General features: G+C 61.2%; 22 protein-coding genes and 1 pseudogene. All 23 read left to right on the forward strand.

What is annotated here, in order from left to right; all coding sequences use genetic code 11:
• The first annotated feature begins 4 nt into the window (after nucleotides 1-4).
• The 23 genes and pseudogenes from ENTHG_RS02875 to ENTHG_RS02980 all read left to right on the forward strand — a co-directional run bounded on the left by ENTHG_RS02875 (nucleotide 5) and on the right by ENTHG_RS02980 (nucleotide 17,162).
• Complete coding sequence (locus tag ENTHG_RS02875) at nucleotides 5-637, forward strand: cobalt-precorrin-8 methylmutase (protein ID WP_044178910.1); 633 nt, start codon at nucleotides 5-7, stop codon at nucleotides 635-637.
• Nucleotides 634-1,773 carry a cobalt-precorrin-5B (C(1))-methyltransferase CbiD gene (gene cbiD / locus ENTHG_RS02880; protein WP_044173268.1) on the forward strand — a complete coding sequence of 380 codons (1,140 nt, stop codon included), beginning with the start codon at nucleotides 634-636 and terminating at the stop codon, nucleotides 1,771-1,773. Before ENTHG_RS02875 ends, cbiD begins: the two co-directional genes overlap by 4 nt.
• Nucleotides 1,767-2,372: a precorrin-6y C5,15-methyltransferase (decarboxylating) subunit CbiE gene (gene cbiE / locus ENTHG_RS02885; protein ID WP_044173270.1), complete on the forward strand. Its 606-nt coding sequence runs from the start codon at nucleotides 1,767-1,769 to the stop codon at nucleotides 2,370-2,372. The genes cbiD and cbiE overlap by 7 nt, the downstream gene beginning before the upstream one ends.
• Nucleotides 2,362-2,931: a decarboxylating cobalt-precorrin-6B (C(15))-methyltransferase gene (locus ENTHG_RS02890; RefSeq protein WP_044173272.1), complete on the forward strand. Its 570-nt coding sequence runs from the start codon at nucleotides 2,362-2,364 to the stop codon at nucleotides 2,929-2,931. The genes cbiE and ENTHG_RS02890 overlap by 11 nt, the downstream gene beginning before the upstream one ends.
• A complete protein-coding gene (locus tag ENTHG_RS02895) occupies nucleotides 2,924-3,697 on the forward strand; it encodes a cobalt-precorrin-4 methyltransferase (protein WP_044173275.1) in 774 nt (257 codons plus the stop codon). The genes ENTHG_RS02890 and ENTHG_RS02895 overlap by 8 nt, the downstream gene beginning before the upstream one ends.
• Nucleotides 3,678-4,733 (forward strand): cobalt-precorrin 5A hydrolase, encoded by a 1,056-nt coding sequence (gene cbiG / locus ENTHG_RS02900; protein WP_044173277.1) that lies wholly within the window; start codon nucleotides 3,678-3,680, stop codon nucleotides 4,731-4,733. Before ENTHG_RS02895 ends, cbiG begins: the two co-directional genes overlap by 20 nt.
• Nucleotides 4,733-5,458 (forward strand): precorrin-3B C(17)-methyltransferase, encoded by a 726-nt coding sequence (locus ENTHG_RS02905; RefSeq protein ID WP_044173279.1) that lies wholly within the window; start codon nucleotides 4,733-4,735, stop codon nucleotides 5,456-5,458. Before cbiG ends, ENTHG_RS02905 begins: the two co-directional genes overlap by 1 nt.
• Nucleotides 5,455-6,246: a cobalt-precorrin-6A reductase gene (locus tag ENTHG_RS02910; protein WP_044173281.1), complete on the forward strand. Its 792-nt coding sequence runs from the start codon at nucleotides 5,455-5,457 to the stop codon at nucleotides 6,244-6,246. The genes ENTHG_RS02905 and ENTHG_RS02910 overlap by 4 nt, the downstream gene beginning before the upstream one ends.
• Before the next feature lie 4 nt (nucleotides 6,247-6,250).
• A complete protein-coding gene (gene cbiK, locus ENTHG_RS02915) occupies nucleotides 6,251-7,045 on the forward strand; it encodes a sirohydrochlorin cobaltochelatase (protein WP_044173283.1) in 795 nt (264 codons plus the stop codon).
• Nucleotides 7,042-7,749, forward strand: a complete 708-nt coding sequence (locus tag ENTHG_RS02920; RefSeq protein ID WP_044173285.1) for a cobalt-factor II C(20)-methyltransferase — start codon at nucleotides 7,042-7,044, stop codon at nucleotides 7,747-7,749. The genes cbiK and ENTHG_RS02920 overlap by 4 nt, the downstream gene beginning before the upstream one ends.
• Nucleotides 7,746-8,483 carry a cobalt ECF transporter S component CbiM gene (cbiM, locus tag ENTHG_RS02925; protein ID WP_044173286.1) on the forward strand — a complete coding sequence of 246 codons (738 nt, stop codon included), beginning with the start codon at nucleotides 7,746-7,748 and terminating at the stop codon, nucleotides 8,481-8,483. Before ENTHG_RS02920 ends, cbiM begins: the two co-directional genes overlap by 4 nt.
• A gap of 1 nt (nucleotide 8,484) precedes the next feature.
• Entirely contained in the window at nucleotides 8,485-8,766 is a 282-nt protein-coding gene (locus ENTHG_RS02930; protein ID WP_044173287.1) for an energy-coupling factor ABC transporter substrate-binding protein, read from the forward strand.
• Complete coding sequence (locus tag ENTHG_RS02935; RefSeq protein ID WP_081653577.1) at nucleotides 8,747-9,430, forward strand: energy-coupling factor ABC transporter transmembrane protein; 684 nt, start codon at nucleotides 8,747-8,749, stop codon at nucleotides 9,428-9,430. The genes ENTHG_RS02930 and ENTHG_RS02935 overlap by 20 nt, the downstream gene beginning before the upstream one ends.
• An 8-nt stretch (nucleotides 9,431-9,438) precedes the next feature.
• Complete coding sequence (locus ENTHG_RS02940; protein WP_044173289.1) at nucleotides 9,439-10,254, forward strand: energy-coupling factor ABC transporter ATP-binding protein; 816 nt, start codon at nucleotides 9,439-9,441, stop codon at nucleotides 10,252-10,254.
• Nucleotides 10,251-11,774, forward strand: a complete 1,524-nt coding sequence (locus tag ENTHG_RS02945; RefSeq protein ID WP_044173291.1) for a cobyric acid synthase — start codon at nucleotides 10,251-10,253, stop codon at nucleotides 11,772-11,774. Before ENTHG_RS02940 ends, ENTHG_RS02945 begins: the two co-directional genes overlap by 4 nt.
• Nucleotides 11,768-12,313, forward strand: a complete 546-nt coding sequence (gene cobU, locus ENTHG_RS02950) for a bifunctional adenosylcobinamide kinase/adenosylcobinamide-phosphate guanylyltransferase (protein WP_044173293.1) — start codon at nucleotides 11,768-11,770, stop codon at nucleotides 12,311-12,313. Before ENTHG_RS02945 ends, cobU begins: the two co-directional genes overlap by 7 nt.
• A complete protein-coding gene (gene cobS, locus ENTHG_RS02955; protein ID WP_044173295.1) occupies nucleotides 12,310-13,050 on the forward strand; it encodes an adenosylcobinamide-GDP ribazoletransferase in 741 nt (246 codons plus the stop codon). The genes cobU and cobS overlap by 4 nt, the downstream gene beginning before the upstream one ends.
• A 27-nt stretch (nucleotides 13,051-13,077) precedes the next feature.
• Nucleotides 13,078-14,130, forward strand: a complete 1,053-nt coding sequence (cobT, locus tag ENTHG_RS02960; protein WP_044173297.1) for a nicotinate-nucleotide--dimethylbenzimidazole phosphoribosyltransferase — start codon at nucleotides 13,078-13,080, stop codon at nucleotides 14,128-14,130.
• Between the two features lie 269 nt (nucleotides 14,131-14,399).
• The gene (locus ENTHG_RS02965; RefSeq protein WP_044173299.1) at nucleotides 14,400-15,428 is read left to right on the forward strand and encodes an LLM class flavin-dependent oxidoreductase; all 1,029 of its coding nucleotides are present in this window, start codon (nucleotides 14,400-14,402) and stop codon (nucleotides 15,426-15,428) included.
• 122 nt (nucleotides 15,429-15,550) lie between these two features.
• Nucleotides 15,551-15,796, forward strand: coding sequence for a YmjA family protein (locus tag ENTHG_RS02970; RefSeq protein ID WP_044173301.1), 246 nt, complete (start codon nucleotides 15,551-15,553; stop codon nucleotides 15,794-15,796).
• Nucleotides 15,789-15,944: pseudogene (locus ENTHG_RS23940) on the forward strand (ketopantoate reductase C-terminal domain-containing protein); the annotation flags it as partial. The gene ENTHG_RS02970 and the pseudogene ENTHG_RS23940, both read left to right, overlap by 8 nt.
• 96 nt (nucleotides 15,945-16,040) lie before the next feature.
• A complete protein-coding gene (locus ENTHG_RS02975; RefSeq protein WP_044173303.1) occupies nucleotides 16,041-16,574 on the forward strand; it encodes a DUF2058 domain-containing protein in 534 nt (177 codons plus the stop codon).
• A gap of 111 nt (nucleotides 16,575-16,685) precedes the next feature.
• Complete coding sequence (locus ENTHG_RS02980) at nucleotides 16,686-17,162, forward strand: cold-shock protein (RefSeq protein ID WP_044173305.1); 477 nt, start codon at nucleotides 16,686-16,688, stop codon at nucleotides 17,160-17,162.
• The last annotated feature ends 58 nt before the right edge of the window (nucleotides 17,163-17,220 follow it).

The raw sequence follows: 17,220 nt of genomic DNA on the forward strand, positions 1-17,220 counted from the left end.
AACCATGGACTATTTACAGCAGCCACAGGCTATTGAGGACAAGAGCTTTGTCATCATTGGCGACATCATTCGCGACATGCGCCCTGACTACCGTTTCGCCAGCCCGCTGCATGAGGCCATTATCAAGCGGGTTATCCATACCACAGCGGATTTCGACTGGCTGGATATCCTGTGGTTTTCCCCGGAGGCGCTGGCGCGTTTAACCGCCGCGCTGCGAAGCGGCTGCACGCTTTATACCGATACCACCATGGCGCTGTCCGGGATCAATAAAACCCTGCTGGCGCAGTTCGGCGGCGAGGTGAAATGCTACATCAGCGACCCGCGCGTGGTGCGAAAAGCCAAAGAGGAGGGGATTACCCGCTCTATGGCGGCGGTGGATCTGGCGCTTGGCGAGGCGGGCGAAAAGGTCTTTGTCTTCGGTAATGCCCCCACCGCGCTGTTTCGCCTGTTGGAGCGAAACGCGCAGGTCAGCGGCGTGGTGGGTGTCCCGGTGGGCTTTGTCGGCGCGGCGGAGTCGAAAGAGGCGCTGACGCAAAGCAGCCTGCCCGCGATTGCCGCCCTCGGGCGCAAAGGCGGCAGTAACGTCGCCGCCGCCATCATCAACGCCTTCCTGTATGAGATGCGGAGGGGGCAATGAGCGAAGAGGCTTTCGACGCCCCGGTATGGCACAACGGTAAGCCATTGCGCAAAGGCTACACCACCGGCTCCTGCGCCACGGCGGCGGCAAAGGTGGCGGCGCTGATGGTGCTGCGCCAGCACATCATTCACCAGGTGTCGATTGTGACGCCCTCCGGCGTCACGCTGCGTCTCAACGTGGAGTCGCCGCATATCGAAGGCCAGCAGGCGCTGGCCGCTATTCGCAAAGATGGCGGCGATGATGTCGATGCCACCCACGGCATGCTGATTTTTGCCCGCGTCACCCTCAACGATAGCGGCGACATTCATCTCTGGGGCGGCGAAGGGGTGGGGACCGTTACCCGCAAAGGGATCGGCCTGCCCGTTGGCAGCGCCGCCATCAACCGCACGCCGCGCCAGACCATTGAAGCCGCCGTGCGGGAAGTGATTGGCCCCTCCCGCGGCGCGCAGGTAGAAATTTTCGCCCCGGAAGGAGAAGCCCGGGCGCAGAAAACCTACAACAGCCGGCTCGGTATTCTGGGCGGCATTTCTATTATCGGCACCACCGGTATCGTCACGCCCATGTCAGAGGAGAGCTGGAAGCGCTCACTCTCCCTGGAGCTGGAGATCAAGCGCGAGGCGGGGCTGGAGCGGGTGGTGCTGGTGCCGGGCAACCACGGCGAACGCTTCGTGCGTGAGCAGATGGGGCTGTCGGGCGAGATTGTCGTCACCATGAGCAACTTCGTCGGCTTTATGATTGAAGAGGCGGTGCGGCTGGGCTACCGGCAGATTGTGCTGATCGGCCATCCGGGAAAACTGGTCAAAATCGCCGCCGGGATTTTCCACACCCACAGCCATATTGCTGACGCGCGTATGGAGACGCTGGTGGCTCACCTGGCGCTGCTGGGCGCGCCGCTGGCGCTGTTGCGCTCGGTCAGCGACTGCGACACCACCGAAGCCGCCATGGAGCATATCGACGCCGCCGGGTTTAACCATCTGTATGACCACCTGGCGCAGCGTATCTGCCAGCGGGTCATGCAAAACCTGCGCTTTACCAAAAACCCGCCGCAGTGCGACGCCATCATGTTCTCTTTTGACAATCAGCTGTTAGGGGCGAACCGCCCGTTGCAGGACATTGTGGAGGATTTGCGATGCTGACAGTGGCGGGAATGGGGCCAGCCTCGCTGGCGCTGATGACCCCGATGGCGCGGGAGGCGATTGAGCAGGCTGACGTGCTGGTGGGCGGCAGGCGTCACCTGGCGCAGTTTAGCGATTTCGCAGGCGAACGGCGGGCGCTGGACGCCGACATTCCCGGCCTGCTGCGCTGGCTCGGCGAGCAGCAGGAGCGCAACGTGGTGGTGCTGGCCTCTGGCGACCCGCTGTTTTATGGCATCGGCAAAACGGTGGTGGCCCATTTCGGCATTGCGCAGGTGCGGATTATCCCCGGCATCAGCGCGGTGCAGTACCTCTGCGCGAAGACCGGTATCGATATGAATGACATCTGGCTGACCAGCGCTCATGGCCGCGCGGTGGATTTCGACGCGCTGGCGCGTTCGCCGAAAAGCGCGCTGGTGACCGATGCCCGCTGCGGCCCGCGTGAGATAGCGGTCGAACTGGCGGCGCGAGGGCAGGGAAAGCGCCTGCTGGTGATTGGCGAAAACCTGGCGATGGACAACGAGCGCATTCACTGGCTACCGGCTTGCGAAGTGACGGCGCAGTACGACATGAATGTGGTGGTGATTCTCGATGAAAGATGAACTGTTTTTGCGCGGCGAGAGCGTGCCGATGACCAAAGAGGCGGTGCGCGCGCTCTCTCTTTCCCGGCTGAATTTATCCCAGGCCCGGCACTTCATTGATATCGGCGCGGGCACCGGCAGCGTCTCGATAGAGGCGGCGCTAGGCTACCCGCAGTTGGCGGTAACCGCCATCGAGCGCAACCCGGCGGCGCTGGGGCTGCTGGAAGAGAACTGTCAGCGCTTTGGCTGCCGGAATATCACCATCGTCCCGGGCGTCGCGCCGCTGTTCATTGAGCAGCCTGCCGACGCGGTGTTTATGGGCGGCAGCGGCGGCAATCTTATCCAGCTTATCGACTGGTCGCTTATGCAGCTCAACCCCGGCGGGCGTCTGGTGATGACCTTTATCCTGCAGGAGAACCTCGCCTGCGCGCTGAGCCATCTTGCCGCCATCAACGTCGCGGCGCTGGAGTGCCAGCAGATCCAGGTCTCGCTCTTAAACGCGCTGGGCAGCGGCCACTACTTCAAACCGAATAACCCCGTTTTTGTGATCTCCTGCGAAAAGGAACAGGCTCATGGCTGAACAATTTGATACGCAAACCGTCTGGTTTGTCGGCGCAGGTCCGGGCGACCGCGAACTGATTACCCTTAAAGGCTATCGCCTGCTGCAACAGGCGCAGGTGGTTATCTACGCCGGTTCACTGATTAACACTGAACTGCTCGACTACTGCCCGCCAGGCGCGGAGTGCCACGACAGCGCCGGTCTGCACCTTGAGCAGATCATCGAACTGATGGAGACAGGCGTGAAAGCAGGAAAGCTGGTGGTGCGGCTGCAAACGGGCGATGTCTCGCTGTATGGCTCGGTGCGCGAGCAGGGCGAGGTGTTGAGCGAGCGCGGCATTCACTGGCAGGTGGTGCCGGGCGTCAGCGCTTTCCTTGGCGCGGCGGCGGAGCTGGGGGTGGAGTACACCGTGCCGGAGGTGTCGCAGAGCCTCATTATCACCCGCCTGGAAGGGCGTACGCCGGTGCCGCCGCTGGAACAGCTGGAGTCCTTCGCCAGCCATCAGACCTCGATGGCTATCTATCTTTCCGTGCAGCGCATTCATCGGGTGGCCGAACGGCTGATTGAGGGGGGCTACCCCGCCAGCACGCCGGTTGCGGTTATCTATAAGGCGACCTGGCCGGAGAGCCGCACGGTACGCGGCACGCTGGAAAACATTGGCGACAGGGTCCGGGATGCCGGGATCCGCAAAACCGCGCTCATTCTTGTCGGCGCGTTTCTTGGCGAGGAGTACCACTACTCGCGTCTCTATGCGGCGGATTTTAGTCATGAATACCGTAAAGCCTGAATCCATTGCGCTGTTTTGCCTGACGCCTGGCGGCGTGGCGCTGGCAAACCGGCTGAAACTGGCGCTGCCGATGACCTGCTACACCAGCGAAAAGCTGCTGGAGGAGGGGTTTACGGCATTCGACGGTGGTTTCGCGCAGGCGCTGCGCGACGCCTTCCGTCAGCACTCCGCGCTGGTGTTTATCGGCGCGACCGGCATTGCGGTGCGGGTGCTCGCACCGCTGGTTAACGACAAATTTATTGATCCGGCGGTCATCGTGATCGACGAGCGGGGGCAGCATGTGATTAGCCTGCTTTCCGGCCATTTTGGCGGCGCGAACCAGCTGGCGCGCTATCTTGCCGGGGTGCTGGGGGCCGATCCGGTGATCACCACCGCTACCGATGTTAACGAACTGGCGGCGCTGGATACGCTGGCCTGTCAGCTCAACGCCGGGATGGAGGAGATGCGCACGGCGGTAAAGACCATTAACCACTGGCTGGTCAGCGGCAAACGTATTGGCCTGTGGTGCGAGGACAGCCTGCGCGATGAGCTCGCCCGCTGCGACACGCGCGGCTTTGTCCCGGTCGATTCGCTGGAAGAGGTGCCTGAGTTGACGGCGCTGGTCTGCGTCACGCTTCGCGCAACGCTGCCCGCGCTACCGCTGCCAGTGTTTAAGCTGGTGCCCCGGCGGGTGGTGGCGGGCATTGGCTGCCGTCGCGGTACGCCCTTGCCGCTGGTGGCCGGGCTGCTGCGCCGCCAGCTTGGCGAGCAGGCGCTTGATCCGCTGGCGCTACGGGCCATTGGCAGCATCAGCTTAAAAGAGGATGAACAAGCCCTGACGCAGCTGGCGCAAAGCCTGCGCATTCCGTTTGAGATCTTCACCGCTGACGACCTTCGCCAGCATGAACACCGCTTCCCGGCCTCTGAGTTTGTCCGTCAGACCACCGGGGTGGGAAGCGTATCCGGCCCCGCGGCCTGGCTGATGAGTCAGGGGCAACTGGTTGGCGAAACCCTGCGCGAGCAGGGCGTCACTATTACTTTGGGAGTTTCACACTGATGTTAACCGTAATCGGGATTGGCCCCGGCTCGCAGGCAATGATGACCAGTGAGGCGATTGAAGCCCTACAGGCGGCAGAGATCGTCGTGGGTTACAAAACCTACACCCACCTGGTAAAAGCGTTCACCGGCGACAAGCAAGTGATCAAAACCGGCATGTGTAAAGAGATTGAGCGCTGCCAGGCGGCGCTCGAACTGGCGATGGCCGGGCATAACGTCGCGCTGGTCAGCAGCGGCGACGCCGGAATTTACGGCATGGCGGGGCTGGTGCTGGAGCTGGTCAGCAAACAGAAGCTGGATGTCGAGGTGCGTCTGATCCCCGGCATGACGGCCAGTATCGCCGCCGCCTCGCTGCTGGGCGCGCCGCTGATGCACGACTTTTGCCATATCAGCCTGAGCGATCTGCTGACGCCGTGGCCGGTGATTGAGAAACGGATTGTCGCGGCAGGAGAGGCGGATTTCGTCATCTGCTTCTATAACCCGCGCAGCCGGGGCCGGGAAGGCCATCTGGCGCGGGCGTTTGAACTGCTGGCCGCCAGTAAACGCCCCGATACGCCGGTGGGCGTTGTTAAATCCGCCGGGCGCAAAAAGCAGGAGAAATGGCTCACCACGCTTGGCGGGATGGACTTTGAGCCGGTCGATATGACAAGCCTGGTGATTGTCGGCAACAAAGCCACCTACGTTGCCGACGGGCTGATGATCACCCCAAGAGGCTACGAACTGTGAACAGCGGCAGGGTGCTGGTTTTCGGCGGCACCAGCGACGCCCGGCAGCTTTGCCAGCAGCTGGACGCCGCCGGGGTGGCGTACACCCTGTCGGTCGCGACGGCAACCGGCCAGCATCTGGCGGGCGACATTCGCGGCGCGGTGCGCTGTGGCCGGCTCGACAGGACAGAGATGGTGAACTGGCTGGCGCAGCACGATACCCGCTGGGTCATTGACGCCTCCCACCCTTATGCCGAGGCGGTGAGCGACAACATCTATCACGCCTGCCGCCAGGCCCGCGTTCTGCTTAGCCGCTACCAGCGCCCGGATCAGCTCACAGAGCTTAGCCATCCGCTGCTGTTTAAGGTGGCATCCATCGATGAGGCCTGCGCGGTGGCGCAGGGGCTTGGCGAGCGCGTGCTGCTGACCACAGGCAGTAAAGATCTGGCCCGCTGGCGGCAGGGGCTGGCGCAAAAAACGTTGCTGGCGCGGGTGTTGCCGGTGGCGGAGGTAATTGCGCAGTGCGCGGAACACGGCTTCGGCGTGGGGGAGATTTTTGCCCTGTGCGGCCCGTTCAGCGCTGAATTCAACGCCGCGTTTTACCGCCAGTGCCGCGCCGATGTGGTGGTGACCAAAGCCTCCGGCGCTGAGGGCGGTTATCAGGAAAAAGTGCAGCCCTGCCTGGCGGCGGGGATCCCCTGCATCGTCATTACGCGCCCGCCCTCAGCGGTTACGGGCGAAGAGTTACTGGAAAGCCAGCAGGCTTTTGCGCAGCGCTTGCAGCGCTGGCTGGCGACAGAGCGAGGATAACAGCATGAAAAAAGCGTTACTGGTCATTAGCTTTGGCACCAGCTATCAGGAAACCCGTGAGAAGAATATCGCCGCCTGCGAGCGCGACCTGGCAGCAAGCTGCCCGGACCGCACGCTGTTTCGGGCATTTACCTCCGGGATGATCATCCGCAAGCTGAAACAGCGTGACAACCTGCATATCGATACGCCGTTGCAGGCGCTGCAAAAGCTGGCGGAGCAGGGATATCAGGATGTCGCCATTCAGTCCCTGCACATTATTAACGGCGATGAATATGAAAAAATCGTCCGTGAAGTGCAGAGCCTGCGCCACCTCTTTCAGCGCATGGTCATCGGCGCGCCGCTGCTCAGCAGCCACGACGATTATATGCGCCTGATGCAGGCGCTGGCGCGCCAGATGCCGCCGCTCGCCGACGGCGAAAAGGTGGTGTTTATGGGGCACGGCGCCAGCCATCACGCCTTCGCCGCCTATGCCTGCCTCGACCATATGATGGCGGCGCACCGCTTCCCGGCCCGCGTCGGGGCGGTGGAGAGCTACCCGGAAATCGACGTGCTGATCGACAGCCTGCGCCACGAGGGGGTCAGCGCGGTGCATCTGATGCCGCTGATGCTGGTGGCGGGTGACCACGCCATTAACGATATGGCCTCCGATGAAGAGGATTCCTGGAAAACCCAGTTTGAGCGCGTCGGCATTGCTGCCACGCCGTGGCTCCAGGGGCTGGGGGAGAACCCGGCAATCCGCGGCATGTTCGTTGACCATCTGCAGCAGGCGCTGAGTCAGGCGCTGGAGGTGGCGGCATGAGCGGCAGACTTTACGCGTTAGGTATCGGACCCGGGGCCAGCGACCTGCTGACCGTGCGCGCCGCGCGCATTCTCGGCAGTCTGGATGTGCTCTATGCCCCTGCCGGGCGCAAAGGAGGCGACAGCCTGGCGCTCTCTATCGTGCGGGAGTATCTGGGGGCGCAGACGGAGATCCGCTGCACCCACTTCCCCATGAGCGCCGACAACGATGAAAAGTCGGCGGTCTGGGATGAGGTGGCCGCCGCGCTGGTGGCGGAAACAGAAGCGGGTAAACAGGTGGGCTTTATCACCCTCGGCGACGCGATGCTGTTCAGCACCTGGGTCTTTTTATTGCAGCGCATTGGCCGTCCCGACTGGCTGGAGATCGTGCCGGGCGTGACCTCCTTCGCCGCCATCGCCGCGCGCAGCCAGATGCCGCTGGCGATGGAGCAGCAGTCTCTGGCGGTCGTCTCCTGTACCGCGCCGGAGGAAGAAATCTGCCGGGCGCTGGCAAACCATCAAAGCCTGGTGCTGATGAAAGTTTATGGCCGCTTCGCCCGCATCAAAGCGCTGCTGGCCGAGGCCGGGCTGCTGGAGTGCGCGCTGATGATGTCGGAAGCGACCCTGCCGGGGGAGCAGTGCTGGCGGCAGCTGGGCGAGCTGGCTGATGACCAGCCGCTACCGTATTTTTCAACCATTCTGGTGAATAAAGGGGTAAGGGTATGAAACGGGAACAACAGCTTAAACGGCTATCGTTAAGCGGACTGGCGGCGGCGCTGCTGCTGATCATCGTACCTGAGCAGGCTTTCGCCATGCACATTATGGAAGGGTTTTTGCCGCCGATGTGGGCGCTGGCCTGGTGGGCGCTCTTCCTGCCATGCCTGTGGTACGGGCTGGTGCGCCTGCGCCGCATCGTGGCGGAAGACAGCAACCAGAAGGTGCTGCTGGCGCTGTGCGGGGCATTTATCTTCGTGCTTTCGGCACTGAAAATCCCGTCGGTTACCGGGAGCTGCTCTCATCCGACAGGCGTTGGGCTGGCGGTGATCCTCTTCGGGCCGGGCGTCGTGGCGATTCTCGGCGCTATCGTGCTGCTGTTCCAGGCCTTGTTGCTGGCGCATGGCGGCCTGACGACCCTTGGCGCTAACGGCATGTCGATGGCGGTGATTGGGCCGGTTGTCGGCTATCTGATGTGGCAAATGGCCTGCCGCGCCGGGCTGCGCCGTGATGTCGGCGTCTTCCTCTGCGCCATGCTTGCCGACCTGGTGACCTACTTTGTCACCTCTGTTCAGCTTGGCGTGGCGTTCCCTGACCCGCAGAGCGGCGCGACGGGTTCAGTGGTGAAATTTATGGGTATCTTCTGCCTGACGCAGATCCCCATCGCCATTGCCGAAGGGCTGCTTACGGTGATGATTTACGACCAGCTTACCAAACGTCAGCTGATTACCGCGCAAGGACATTAAGATGAAAAAGACACTGATATTACTGGCCATGGTGGTGGCGCTGGTGGTGCTGCCGTTTTTTGTCAACCACGGCGGAGAGTACGGCGGCTCCGATGGCGAAGCGGAAAGCCAGATTCAGGTAGTGGCGCCGCATTATGAGCCCTGGTTCCAGCCGCTTTATGAACCGGCCAGCGGTGAAATTGAAAGCCTGCTCTTTACCCTGCAGGGGTCGATCGGGGCAGCGGTGATTTTCTACATTCTTGGCTATATGAAGGGCAGGCAGCGTGCAGGCGATCGGACTTGATCGGCTCAGTTACCAGAGCCGCTGGTACAACGTCGCCCCGGAGCGTAAATTCCTTTTCTGGCTGGCGATGATGGCGCTGGCATTCTCCCTGCCGCCGCTCGGGCAGGGAGCTTTGCTGGTGGTGCTTGCCCTCTTTACCTGCTGGCTGCTGCGTATGTCCTTCTGGCGCTGGCTGCGCTGGATGGCTATTCCGCTGGCTTTCCTGCTGGTGGGGGTGGTGACGATCGTGTTTAGCGTTACCCGCGAGCCGCAGCTGCTGCTGGCCGGTATTCCGCTGGGCGGCTACTGGCTGGGCGTAACCGCGCAGGGGTTAAGTATGGCCAACGATACCGTCTGGCGCAGCCTGGCGGCGCTGGCGGCCACCTTCTGGCTGGTGCTTAATCTGCCGTTTCCCCAGCTGATTATCCTGCTGCGCAAGGGGCGGGTGCCGCGGCTGTTGACCGAGCAAATTCTGCTGACGTGGCGCTTTATTTTTATTCTGCTCGAAGAGGCGATGGCGATCCACCGGGCGCAGACGTTGCGTTTTGGCTACCGCACGTTGCCGCTGAGCTATCGCTCGCTGGCGATGCTGGTCGGGCTGCTGTTTACCCGTGTGTTGTTACGTTATAAAGAGATGGCGACCACGCTGGAAATTAAATTGTATCAGGGTGATTTTCACCTGTAAGGACCGCCATGCTGGCAACCGAAGGGCTGTGGTTTAGCTACCAGGACGCTCCCACCTTAAAAGGGCTGACGCTCGATTTTTCCCGCTATCCGGTGACGGGGCTGGTGGGGGCGAACGGCTGCGGCAAATCAACGCTGTTTATGAACCTGAGCGGCATTCTTCGCCCGCAGCAGGGGGCGGTAATGTGGCAGGGTAAACCGCTCGATTACAGCAAGCGCGGCCTGCTTGCCCTGCGCCAGCAGGTGACAACGGTGTTCCAGGACCCGGACCAGCAAATTTTTTACACCGATATCGACAGCGACATCGCCTTCGCCCTGCGCAATATCGGCGTGCCGGAGGCGGAAATCGCCCGTCGCGTCGACGACGCGTTAACGCTGGTCGATGCCCAGGCCTTTCGTCATCAGCCGATCCAGAGCCTGAGCCACGGGCAGAAAAAACGGGTCGCTATCGCCGGGGCGCTGGTGCTGCAGGCCCGTTATCTGCTGCTGGATGAGCCCACCGCCGGGCTTGATCCTGCCGGGCGCGCCCAGATGGCGGCCATCATTGGCCGCATTGCAGCGCAGGGAAACCATGTGGTGATTTCAAGCCACGATATTGACCTGATTTATGAAATTTGCGATGCCGTGTACGTTCTGCGGCGCGGCGAACTGCTGGCGCAGGGCACGCCGGGGGACGTTTTTACCCGCAAAGCGCAAATTGAAGAGGCCGGGCTGACGCAGCCGTGGCTGGTAAAACTGCACACGGAGCTGGGTATGCCGCTGTGCAAAAGCGAAGCGGAATTCTACGCCCGTATGCGGGCGCAACAGGTTAAGGAGGCGTCATGACGCTGGCGATTATGTTGCAGGGAACGGCATCCGACGTGGGCAAAAGTGTCCTGGTGGCGGGGCTGTGCCGTATTCTTCATCAGGACGGGCTGAAAACCGCGCCGTTTAAATCGCAGAATATGGCGCTCAACTCCGGTATCACCCCTGACGGCCAGGAGATGGGGCGGGCGCAGATTTTCCAGGCGGAAGCGGCCGGTATCGTGCCGGACGTGCGGATGAACCCGGTACTGTTAAAACCCACCAGCGACCGCAAGGCCCAGGTGGTGCTGATGGGCAAAGTGGCGACCGATATGGACGCGGTAAGCTATCACGACTATAAGCCGCGCCTGCGTCAGCAAATCACTTCGGTCTACCAGAGCCTGGCGCAGGAGTATGACGCGCTGGTGCTGGAAGGGGCGGGCAGCCCGGCGGAGATCAACCTGCGCGACCGGGATATCGTCAATATGGGCATGGCGGAGATGGCCGGTTGCCCGGTTGTGCTGGTGGCGGACATCGACCGGGGCGGCGTCTTCGCTTCGATATACGGCACGCTGGCGCTGTTGCAGGAGCACGAACGCTGGCGGGTAAAAGGGGTCATCATCAATAAGTTTCGCGGCGACGTGGCGCTGCTGACCCCCGGCATTAAACAGATTGAAGCCCTCACGGGGGTGCCGGTGCTGGGGGTTATGCCCTGGCTGGAAGTGGATTTAGAAGACGAAGACGGCGTGGCGCTGCAACGCGGCAAATACCTGCGCACCGGTGAGCGGGCGGTGGATATTGCCGTCGTGCAGCTGCCGCACATCTCTAACTTCACCGATTTTAACGCGCTGGCCGCCCAGCCGGATGTGCGGGTGCACTATGTCCGCTGCCCGGACGACCTGCGGGAAAGCGATCTGATTATCCTGCCGGGCAGTAAAAATACCCTTGGCGATCTGCGCTGGTTGCAGGAGAGCGGGCTGGCGCAGGCGATATTGCAGGCCCATCGCCGGGGCGTCGCGGTGCTTGGCGTCTGCGGCGGCTACCAGATGCTGGGGGAAACCATCATTGACGAGGTGGAGTCCGGTCTGGGGACGCTGCCAGGCCTGGGGCTGCTGCCCACCGTCACCCGGTTTGCCCACAACAAAACCACGACGCTTGTCGGCGCAACGGTGGAAAACGCGCTGCCGGGCCTGCTTTCCGGCTGCGCGAGCTGCGACCTCGCGGGGTATGAAATCCACATGGGCGAAACGACGCGGCACGACGGCTGCCGCCCGATGCTGTGGCTCAATAAAGACGGCGCGCGGGTGGCTGACGGCGCGGTCAGCGGGGACGGGCTGGCGTTTGGCACCTATCTTCACGGCCTTTTTGACAGCGACGCCTTTACCCGCGCCCTGATTAACGGCCTGCGCCAGCGCAAGGGACTGGCGGCGCTGGATATCGCCATCGACTATGCCCGCTACAAAGCGCAGCAGTTCGATCTGCTGGCGGCGGCGATGCGCGAGAATATCGACATCGACAAAATCTACCAGATTATGCAACAGCATCAGGAGCAGCCATGTTAACGCTGGTTACCGGCGGCGCGCGCAGCGGTAAGAGCCGCCACTCGGAGTCGCTGGTCGCAAACGCCGGGGGCGTTCTCTATATCGCCACCTCGCAAATTTTTGATGAAGAGATGGCGGCGCGCATTCAGCACCATCGTGATGGCCGCCCGGCCCACTGGCGGACCGAAGAGCGCTGGCAGGACCTGGCGGAGATCATCACCCCGCACAATTCGCCGGATGAGGCCATTTTGCTGGAGTGCATTACCACCATGGTCACCAATCTGCTGTTTGCCCACGGCGGCGAGGGCGACCCGGATAGCTGGGATTACGCGGCGCTGGAAGATCAGGTGCAGAAGGAAACAGGGCGGCTGCTTGCCGCCTGTGCAAGCTGCCCCTCGCCGGTGGTGCTGGTGACCAACGAAGTGGGGATGGGCATCGTGCCGGAAAACCGGCTGGCGCGCCATTTCCGTGATATCGCCGGGCGGGTGAACCAGCGGCTGGCGCAGGCGGCAGATGAGGTCTGGCTGGTGGTGTCGGGGATTGGAGTCAAAATCAAATGATCAAGCTGCTGTGGGCAACCTTCGCTTTTATTACCCGGTTACCGGTGCCAGCGCGCTGGACCGAGGGGCTGGAAACCCGGGATTACGTGCGCTGTATCGTCAATTTCCCGCTGGTGGGGCTGACCCTTGGCGCGCTCGCAAGCGTAGTGTGGCTGGTGGTAGAACCCTGGTGCGGCGCGCCGCTGGCGGCATTATTTACCGTGCTGGCGCTGGCGTTACTGACCGGTGGCTTTCATCTCGACGGGCTGGCGGACACCTGCGACGGGGTGTTTTCGGCGCGCACCCGTGAGCGGATGCTGGAGATCATGCGCGACAGCCGTCTGGGGACCCACGGCGGGGTGGCGCTGGTGTTCGTGCTGGTGGCGAAGATTCTGGTTATCAGCGAGCTTGGGCTGCGCGGTTTTTCAATGCCCGCCGCGCTGGCTGCGGCCTGTGCCGCCGGACGGGGCTGCGCGGTGCTGATGATGTATCGCCACCGCTACGCTCGGGAGGAGGGGCTGGGCAATCTGTTTATCGGCAAGGTGACCTTGCCCCAGACGCTTGTCACCCTTGGTCTGACGCTTCTGGTTGCGGTACTCCTTGAGGGGGGGAAAGGCATTGCGGCGCTGGTGATAACCGGGCTGGTGGTTTACCTGCTTGGCCTGTCGCTTAAACGCACGCTGGGCGGGCAGACGGGCGACACCCTTGGCGCCGCCATTGAACTGGGTGAACTGGTATTCCTTCTGGCGCTGCTCTGAGCGGCGCGTCAAAACGAGTGAAAACGTATGCAAACACTAACAACATTACTGGCATCGATTCCCGCGCCGGACCCGCGCGCCATGGCGCAGGCGCAACAGCATATCGACGGTTTACTCAAGCCGCCAGGCAGCCTTGGCCGTCTGGAGGCGCTGGCGGTGCAGCTTGCCGGGATGCCGGGCCTGGCAGGCAGGCCGCAGGCGGCCAAAAAAGCGCTGGTGGTGATGTGCGCCGATCATGGCGTCTGGCATGAAGGGGTGGCGATTTCACCCCAGGCGGTGACCGCCATTCAGGCCGCGAACATGACGCGCGGCACCACCGGCGTCTGCGTGCTGGCGGCACAGGCCGGGGCTAAAGTGCACGTTGTGGATGTCGGTATCGATAGCGACCCGATTCCTGGCGTGGTCAATATGAAGGTGGCGCGCGGCTGCGGCAATATCGCCGCTGGCCCGGCGATGAGCGCGGAACAGGCGCACGAGCTGCTGCTGGAGGTTATTCGCTATACCCGCGAACTGGCGGCAGAGGGCGTGCAGCTGTTTGGCGTCGGCGAACTGGGCATGGCTAACACCACGCCCGCGGCGGCGATCGTCAGCGTGCTGACGGGGGAAGCGCCCGCGTCGGTCGTGGGGATCGGCGCGAACCTGCCCGAATCGCAGCTGGGCCATAAGGCGCAGGTGGTGCAGCGCGCCATCGAGCGTAACCGGCCGGATGCGCGCGACGGGCTTGATGTGCTGGCGAAAGTGGGCGGTTTCGATCTGCTGGGCATGACGGGGGTGATGCTCGGGGCGGCGTCATGCGGGCTGCCGGTGGTGCTGGATGGTTTTCTCTCCTACGCCTCGGCGCTTGCGGCGTGCCGGATAGCGCCAGCGGTGAAGCCCTATCTGATCCCGTCGCACCTGTCCGCGGAAAAAGGGGCGCGGATTGCCCTCCAGCATCTTGAGCTTGAGCCCTATCTCAATATGGGCATGCGGCTGGGGGAGGGTAGTGGCGCGGCGCTGGCGATGCAGCTGGTGGACGCCGCCTGCGCGATGTACAGCAGAATGGGGACGCTGGCTGGCAGCCAGATCGTCCTGCCAGATTAAGTGCTTTTGTCCCGGGTGCGGCTACGCCTTACCCGGGCTACATACAGGTAGCCCCGATAAGCAAAGCGCATCGGGGACATTTCAGGATGCGGCGTTGCCGCGTCAGGCCGAAAAAGCATAGTGTTTTATCAATTAATTTGAACCTCCAGGTTAAATAAATGGCATTTCTTATCTGACGGTGTTGCGTAGAGTAGAGCGGATAAAAGGGCCGCCGCGTTTTTCCGACGCGTTGCGCCTGCTGACATTCTGCTCCCATAAGGACACGCACTATGAAAAAGATCGGCTTTTTGTCATTTGGTCACTGGACGCCGTCGCCGCAATCCGCCACCCGTTCTGCCGCTGATGCGCTGCTGCAATCCATCGACCTTGCCGTGGCCGCCGAGGAACTGGGGGCGGATGGCGCTTATTTTCGGGTACACCATTTTGCCCGCCAGCTCAGCTCGCCGTTTCCGCTGCTGGCGGCTATCGGGGCGAAAACCCACGGCATTGAAATCGGCACCGGCGTCATCGATATGCGCTACGAAAACCCGCTCTACATGGCTGAGGATGCCGGCGCGGCGGATTTGATCGCCGGCGGGCGTTTGCAGCTGGGCATCAGCCGTGGTTCCCCGGAACAGGTTATCGACGGCTGGCGCTATTTTGGCTATGCCCCTTCCGAAGGGGAAAACGAATCAGATATGGCGCGCCGCCATACCGAAGTGCTGCTGGATGTGCTGCGCGGCGAAGGTTTCGCGAAGCCGAATCCGCAGCCGATGTTCCCTAATCCGCCAGGCTTACTGCGCCCGGAGCCTTATTCAGAAGGGCTGCGGGAGCGTATCTGGTGGGGGGCCGGTTCAAATGCGACGGCGGTCTGGGCGGCGAAGCTCGGCATGAATTTGCAAAGTTCGACCCTGAAAGACGATGAAACCGGCGAGCCGTTCCATATTCAGCAGGCAAAGCAGATCCGCGCGTACCGTGACGCCTGGGCAGAAGCTGGCCATACGCGCACGCCGCGCGTCTCCGTCAGCCGCAGTATTTTTGCTCTGATGGACGACCGCGACCGGATGTATTTCGGCGCGGGACGCGACGACAGCGATAAGGTCGGTTTTCTGGATGAGAAAACCCGCGCTATCTTCGGGCGCAGCTATGCCGCCGAACCGGATAAGCTGGTCGAGCAGCTAAAACAGGATGAGGCGATTGCCGAAGCCGATACGCTTCTGCTGACGGTGCCCAATCAGCTGGGGGTGGAGTATAACGTGCACGTTATCGAGTCCATCCTCAAGCATGTCGCCCCGGCGATGGGCTGGCGCGACGCGTAGCAAAGCAGCCCTGCGGCGTAAACGGCGGGGCTGCCTGCGGGTTTTCCGGCGGGAGCAGCACATGTGCGGGCAGGAGTGTTATTATTCTTTACTGACACTCACCCTAACTGCCGGGAACAATGATGAATAACGACATACCGCTTAAATTTTATGACATCGTGGACGAGTACGCGACCGAGTGCGCCGAACCGGTGCAGGAGTCAGAGCGCGGTGCGCTGGCGCGCTATTTTCAGCTGCTGATTAATCGCCTCTCTAACAACGAAGAGATCAGCGAAGAGGCGCAAAGCGAGATGGCCAGAGAGGCGGGCATCAATGAAAAACGCATTGATGATATCGCGGAGTTCCTCAATCAGTGGGGCAACGAGTAACCTTGCCGATCGCCAGGCTGACCGGCCGCTGGAGTGGGACATCCGTAACGGCGTCATACAGCGCTATGGCCGCGCGCGGGGAATACCCATGCCTGTCAGCGATGTCATTGTGCCGCTGCTGGCGGCGGGAAGCGAAGGGCCGGGTTAAGCCCGGCCTGCGCGGGCGGGGTTGCTTTGGGGCTGGTATGGCCTGAAAAATTACAGGTATAATCCCGCCAAATATTCAAAAGGTTTCGAAATAAAGATGACAAAACTCACTTTACAGGAGCAGATGCTCAAAGCCGGGTTAGTGACCAGCAAGAAAATGGCCAAAGTGCAGCGCACCGCGAAGAAATCGCGGGTTCAGGCGCGTGAGGCCAGAGAAGCGGTTGAAGAGAATAAAAAGGCCCAGCTTGAACGTGATAAGCAGTTAAGCGAACAGCAAAAACAGGCCGTGCTCTCCAAAGAGTATAAAGCGCAGGTCAAGCAGCTTATTGAAATGAACAGGATCGTCATCGCTCGGGGCGATATTGGTTTTAACTTCACCGATGATAACCTGATTAAGAAAATCATGGTGGATAAGCCAACCCAGACCCAGCTTATTAATGGCCGTCTCGCCATTGCGCGTCTGGTGAATAATGGCGAGAACGACTACGCCATTATTCCTGCCAGCGTCGCCGATAAAATCGCCCAGCGAGACGCCAGCAGCATTGTGCTGAACAGTGCGCTCAGTCAGGAAGAGCAGGATGAAGACGATCCGTACGCTGATTTTAAAGTGCCCGATGATTTAATGTGGTAACAGCCTGCGAAAACCCTGCTCAGATTGACGCAAAAGCATAGTCTGAGCAGGCGTTGTGCATTACACTGCGCGCTGCAAAATGAGTAGATAAACAATCAGGCGGTAACGGCGATGAACGGAACAATCACAACATGGTTTAAAGATAAAGGCTTTGGATTTATCAAAGATGAAAATGGCGATAACCGCTATTTTCATGTGATTAAAGTTGCCAATCCTGAACTGATAAAAAAAGATGCGGCGGTCACTTTCGAACCGGGCACCAACAGTAAGGGCCTGTCGGCTTATGCGGTTAAAGTCGCGCCGGAAAGCAAATACATCTATATTGCCGGTGAGCGTATTAAGCTCTCCTCGATCAAATCTTATCTGGTTTACAGCGAAGAAGTGCCTGCCGACAGCCGCATTGATAAAGAGAACGCCGTGCTCTCTGTCGGGTTATTGATGAACAGCATCAAACCCAAATCCAGCGCTAAAGCGGGGGAGACCATCGCAGTGAAAAAGCTGGCGATCACCACCTTTCACGGCACGACTTTAATCTTCTCGGAAGATGAAATTGACATTGATGCCACGGTAAAAATGCTCAAAGTCTGAGTCTCTATTTCCTCCGGCGCTCTCCGACAACCGACGTAAAAGATCGGGTAGCGCCGGG

The organism is Phytobacter massiliensis JC163 (genome assembly GCF_000321045.1).
Taxonomy (GTDB): domain Bacteria; phylum Pseudomonadota; class Gammaproteobacteria; order Enterobacterales; family Enterobacteriaceae; genus Phytobacter_A; species Phytobacter_A massiliensis.